This window comes from Bacillus sp. EB600, from assembly GCF_024494385.1.
In the GTDB taxonomy this organism is placed as follows: domain Bacteria; phylum Bacillota; class Bacilli; order Bacillales; family Cytobacillaceae; genus JAEVLT01.
This window is the reverse complement of record NZ_JAEVLT010000085.1, coordinates 1-4,709: the sequence shown is the minus strand read 5'-3', so window position 1 is coordinate 4,709 and position 4,709 is coordinate 1. Positions and strand designations below refer to the sequence as shown.

5 protein-coding genes, 1 tRNA gene, 2 pseudogenes and 1 riboswitch are annotated in these 4,709 nt (G+C 33.6%); of the genes and pseudogenes, 4 read left to right on the top strand and 4 right to left on the bottom strand.

What is annotated here, in order from left to right:
• Window positions 1-175: 175 nt before the first annotated feature.
• Window positions 176-249: transfer RNA gene (locus JN080_RS28285), tRNA-Gln, on the bottom strand.
• A 28-nt stretch (window positions 250-277) separates the two neighbouring features.
• Window positions 278-565, bottom strand: a complete 288-nt coding sequence (locus JN080_RS28280) for a hypothetical protein (protein WP_256239275.1) — start codon at window positions 563-565, stop codon at window positions 278-280.
• Window positions 566-1,270: 705 nt separating this feature from the next.
• Here JN080_RS28280 and JN080_RS28270 point away from each other — a divergent pair.
• Window positions 1,271-1,402, top strand: a pseudogene (locus JN080_RS28270) (JAB domain-containing protein); the annotation flags it as partial.
• A gap of 304 nt (window positions 1,403-1,706) precedes the next feature.
• Window positions 1,707-1,973: a hypothetical protein gene (locus tag JN080_RS28265; RefSeq protein ID WP_256239274.1), complete on the top strand. Its 267-nt coding sequence runs from the start codon at window positions 1,707-1,709 to the stop codon at window positions 1,971-1,973.
• Between the two features lie 46 nt (window positions 1,974-2,019).
• On the opposite strand, the gene JN080_RS28260 is transcribed toward JN080_RS28265, so the two are convergent.
• Window positions 2,020-2,199, bottom strand: a complete 180-nt coding sequence (locus tag JN080_RS28260; protein WP_256239273.1) for an aspartyl-phosphate phosphatase Spo0E family protein — start codon at window positions 2,197-2,199, stop codon at window positions 2,020-2,022.
• Window positions 2,200-3,193: 994 nt separating this feature from the next.
• The gene (locus JN080_RS28255; protein WP_256239272.1) at window positions 3,194-3,367 is read right to left on the bottom strand and encodes a hypothetical protein; all 174 of its coding nucleotides are present in this window, start codon (window positions 3,365-3,367) and stop codon (window positions 3,194-3,196) included.
• 154 nt (window positions 3,368-3,521) lie between these two features.
• Here JN080_RS28255 and JN080_RS28250 point away from each other — a divergent pair.
• Together JN080_RS28250 and JN080_RS28245 are read left to right on the top strand one after the other, a co-directional pair.
• Window positions 3,522-3,683: pseudogene (locus JN080_RS28250) on the top strand (DUF3224 domain-containing protein); the annotation flags it as partial.
• A gap of 360 nt (window positions 3,684-4,043) precedes the next feature.
• Window positions 4,044-4,127: riboswitch (cyclic di-GMP riboswitch) on the top strand.
• A 28-nt stretch (window positions 4,128-4,155) separates the two neighbouring features.
• Window positions 4,156-4,269 carry an anti-repressor SinI family protein gene (locus JN080_RS28245; protein ID WP_256238005.1) on the top strand — a complete coding sequence of 38 codons (114 nt, stop codon included), beginning with the start codon at window positions 4,156-4,158 and terminating at the stop codon, window positions 4,267-4,269.
• The last annotated feature ends 440 nt before the right edge of the window (window positions 4,270-4,709 follow it).

Below are 4,709 nucleotides of genomic sequence, written 5' to 3'. Positions count from 1 at the left end.
GGTCAGTTTAATTCAAGAAAGATTTTATCAAAAATAAAAATTTATTTAACGTAAGTAAAAAAGATGTTGAGGTTTTCCACTCTTCAACATCCAACAGTATAATACGAACAAATCTTGAAGCCGGGGAAATTGAAACAATTTTCTTTTTACTCTTATATAGGTTAGGTGAAAATTTTGGCTGGACTAGCTGGATTCGAACCAACGATCACGGAGTCAAAGTCTGTTGCCTTACCACTTGGCTATAGTCCAACAAAATCCCCTTTGAAGGGGAAAAGTATTATTGGTAACTGTTTTGTTGATTTTGCTGTTGACGTGAACCTTGTTGTAATTGCTGAACTTGTTGTTGAGCCTGTTGAACCTGCTGTTGTAATTGTTGTAATTGTTGTTGTGAAGTTGCTTGAGTCCCTGTTTGGTTTTGAAATTGTTGCTGTGCTTGTTTAAGCTGTTGCTGTGCTTGTTGCAATTGTTGTGGATTTACACTTGCTTGGGCTGCTTGAATAGTCTGTTGAGCTTGTTGAGTTGCTTGAATAGCCTGTTGGGCTTGTTGTTGTTGTTGTTGTGTCATAAATAATCCCCCTGGGTAGATGGTGTGTTTAGTAGTTGATATAAAGAATCAACAAGAATTAAACTTTGCAAATTAAAGGGAAGTTATACAGAGAAATAATTACTAAATAATTAATCTCAAATGTGGAAGACATTTTGATCAATATATTGTCAACAATTTAATAAGAAGTTGTCTTTTTTGTAATGGGACAGATTTTAGAACAACTAATTTAAGGGATTGGATTATGCTAAGGCATTGAAGAGCTTGTGAAGTTTTCTACTTAAACTATAAGGAGCTTATATACAGTATGATTTTTAACCGTATTCATCGTATAACGAAACAAAAACAGCCTCTTTTCTAACTTCGTTTACTTATTATCTTCAGTAAGTAATTATAGTTTTCAACGTACACAACGATAGGACTTTACTTGGTGGATATGATAGGCTTGTTTGCCTTGTGAAACCTTAGCTTCAGCCAAATGGGGTTGGAAAAATAGTCAAAAGGAAGCCAAAAAATAATGAAGAATCGTTGATAAAAACACTAAAGGAACGGATTAAAGAACTTGAGAATGAAAATAAGGAGCTCAAAGTGCAGTTAGAAAAGTTATATGGGGAACTATACTCGAAATAAACTACTGAATCTTTTCTTTAAAATCATGTCCTCAAAGTGTGAAGACAATAATATTCAACATTTTTTATAGTTTACTATTGATAAAATGTTGAACCATCGAGAGAAGACATAGAGGTAACGCGTAGATTAGTAGAAGCAGGTAAGATTCCGGGAATCGAAGTCCTTGATCACCTGATTGTGAATGCCAATGCTGACTACTGCACCTTAAAAGAGAAAGGATACATCTAAGATTTGAAGGAGGGGGGACATTCTCCCTCTTCTTTATAATTTTGTTTTTTTTGATCGTTCGTCTTGTAGGGGCATCGAGCCCCAACAAGACGGCTTCATCTATGCGTAGCATAGATGAAGCATGAAATACCTTAGAGCTTTTATTGCTTATTTTGATAATAACAGATGTAATTTAATGAAACTGTAAACAAATGTTCAATTAAATCGACAAAGATTTCACCATCGTCGATTTATAATGGGGTTGGAGCAAATCTATCATTGTCCAGAAAGATTTTCCTACATTTATGATAAGGGAGATGTAATAGTGGATTTTTATGAAAAGTTACCTACTGATTTTTTAATTGCTTTTTATGATGAAATGATGAAAAACATTGAAAAAGGCTTATTAACAAAAACTATGTATTATGAATTAGGCCTAATTATTTCAGTTGCTAGTCAAAGGGGTATTACATTAGGACAACCATGTGACTTTGAACAAATAGTGGATCAAAAGGATCTGAATGATTTCATTCAATTAGCGTATAAAAGTAATGGGATAAGGGATGTTTCGCATCCAGTGGATTTTTGCTAAAAAATCAAAAAAATCCCCATATTCACCATGTGACAATGCAGGATTTTTAATTAAACTTCTGTACATGTTCATTTTTCCTTTTTTGATACATCGTGATGAGCTCGTCTCGTATCCGACTATAACGAATAGTGTCATCGCTATTTAATCCAGTTTCTTCTGCAATTAGGATCAAATTCTTTCTCATTAGGTTGATCCAGTGTACTAATTCATCTTCCTCTACAAACATTATCATAACTCCCTTGGTCGTTATGGATTGGTGTTACCTGCATACAAGAAATATTATGCGAAAAATTTCACATAATTGGAATAGTTGCGACAAAACTTCTTAAATACTTACAAAAACAAGTAGTAGTATTTTTAGATTTTGGGGTTGCTGTTTTGAAGCTGACTTAGTCAACATTTTGTTTTATTCTATTGTTGACTTAGTCAACGAAACATGCAACCAAACGTATCGTTGAGACATTCCCAAAATTAAAAGGCAAATTAAAGGCTTACGAGAACATTGATTTAGTGAAAGAAGCATTAAAGGGTTTAACTGAAGTAGAAGCCACTTTTTTAAAATTAGCTTGGTTTTTTGAGGCCCTAGAATATGAAAGCTTTAATATCCGATGGCTGTATTAATTTTTAGATGATGAATGGCTTGATTTCGCATTAGAATTATTGGTTTTGTTCTTTCGTGAGGATACGTATTTAATTGTGAATTAATTGGGTTAAGATTTAAAAAAGAAGGTCTGCCCGACTGGACAGACCTTTACGATATATACTCTAAAAAAGATAACAAGTGGGGTTATCATTGGTTTCAGCGAAGGATGGGGCTGATACTATAAGAATTACTTTTTGTGAATCTATAATTATACATAATAAAAGATCGGGGAACCTTGGTCTTTTTTTCATTTTGCACAGCTTCTTTCATCTTATTAATGGTCAGAATCCCTGTTCTTTGCGAATGTTATATCTTTAATGATTTCTACAGATTATCACCTAAGGTATCCAGGAGACTTGTACAGTCATTTCAACCCTGTTAGGCTACAATCCTATTACTTAATTAAAACAATGGACAAAATAGGCCAATTTTAAAGCCCAAAAAAGAGTGATTGCCAAATTAACGGACAATCACCCTATTACTTTTATAAGCTGTTTAAAAGATAAAGAACAAAAACAATCCACATGGATGGCCTTTTTGTTAACAGAGTTCATGTTTTTTTATATTTTAATGTAAATTAGCCTGTTTTACTTTCTTCTATGGCCTGTTGCCAACTTGGGTAGTAATACAAAGCACTCCGCATTAAATCGGGATAAAGTTGTTTTACCTCTTTTTTCTTTAGAGATTGACCTTCGTTCTGTAACTTCTGGATCTGAGTAATGACTTCCTTTGATGTTAATGGCACATCCATTCTTCATTCCTCCTTTTCCAAGTTCAAATTATTATCTTCCCCATTGGCTAACAACTGTAAACATAGGGACTTATTCTTCTCCCCCATGTTTCAACAAAGCTTAACATAAAATAATTAGCAGTGTGAAGAAATTTGCCTTATTTTTCGAAAACTGGGGACATTTACAGCTATAGAGCAAGGAATATTTGATAAAGAAAATCTAGATTCTCCAGCAACAATCATCAAAGCTACCGGTGACTTAGAAAGCCTGAAAGGGTCCTATAATTATAAGTTTACAGGTCAAACCAGTAAGATGATTTTAGATTTTAAATTCTAACGAAACACCCTATAGTTTAGTAAAAAAGGACATCCTTGTAATACCAGGAATGTCCTTCTCGTCGAACGATCTTATTCAACTGCTATCCTAAGTTGAATAAGAAAAAGCTCTGAAATTCACCCAATGTAACAAAACATCCATTAATTAACATTCATTTTTAGCATCTGAATCCACAAAAAAAGCTGCTCATGCAACCTTACGCTTATTCATCTCAAGCACCCGTAGTGGGATAAGCTTGTGTGCATTAACTTCGAATAGCGTCGTATTTGGTAAATTTATTTCTTAATGTCGAACTTTCGGGAACTATATTTGTTCGGTATAGTGAACATCTGTAGTAAAATTTATACAAGTAATTAAATATTGATTAGAAAGCAAACCTTTCGAAAGATTGGGATGCAAAGCAAACAGGTCTAAGGTTGACGCTATGACGGCTGGGCGACTAAAAAATAGCACACTTTTAGGGGGATTTAGTTTGATTACTCTAGCTACTGAAAAAGAACTGGATAAAGAATGGGTGGAACTTATTAAGGAGGCTTTAGAGTTAGGAATATCAGTTGATGAAATTAGAGATTTTCTTAATCAATAATCGAGACCATAATACGGTCTTTTTTTATTCATCACGATACATAATAAAAGTAAAATTAAGCATTAATGAGAAAGGTTCTTCTTTCATTTATTGCTATCCTGCCATTTAGCAATAAGTAAAAGATCTGCAATTCACCCAATGTAACAAAACCTCTATTATGTTACATTCGTTTATGATCTTGATCCATAAAAAAACTGCAAACGCAACTGATACTTTTCTTGAAAGTTCCGACTTATTATATGTAAAACAATGGTACCTCTAAAAATATGAATCCTGTTTTGAGGCTGTTAATTCCTTTCTTGAGGATAGAAGCCCTTTTTTATTTTTAAACTCAGTATAAGGCTGGCAGTTAGCTTAAATCTGAAGTTCACCTTGGTAGGTCCCCAATATAAAGAAGAGCATGGTATTCCTTTATTGGACCCATGCTTTTTGTATGCAAT

Coding starts and splice junctions, on each gene's coding strand:
- JN080_RS28260 (WP_256239273.1), bottom strand. CDS start 2,199: ATGTTTGTAGAGGAAGATGAATTAGTACACTGGATCAACCTAATGAGA.
- JN080_RS28280 (WP_256239275.1), bottom strand. CDS start 565: ATGACACAACAACAACAACAACAAGCCCAACAGGCTATTCAAGCAACT.
- JN080_RS28255 (WP_256239272.1), bottom strand. CDS start 3,367: ATGGATGTGCCATTAACATCAAAGGAAGTCATTACTCAGATCCAGAAG.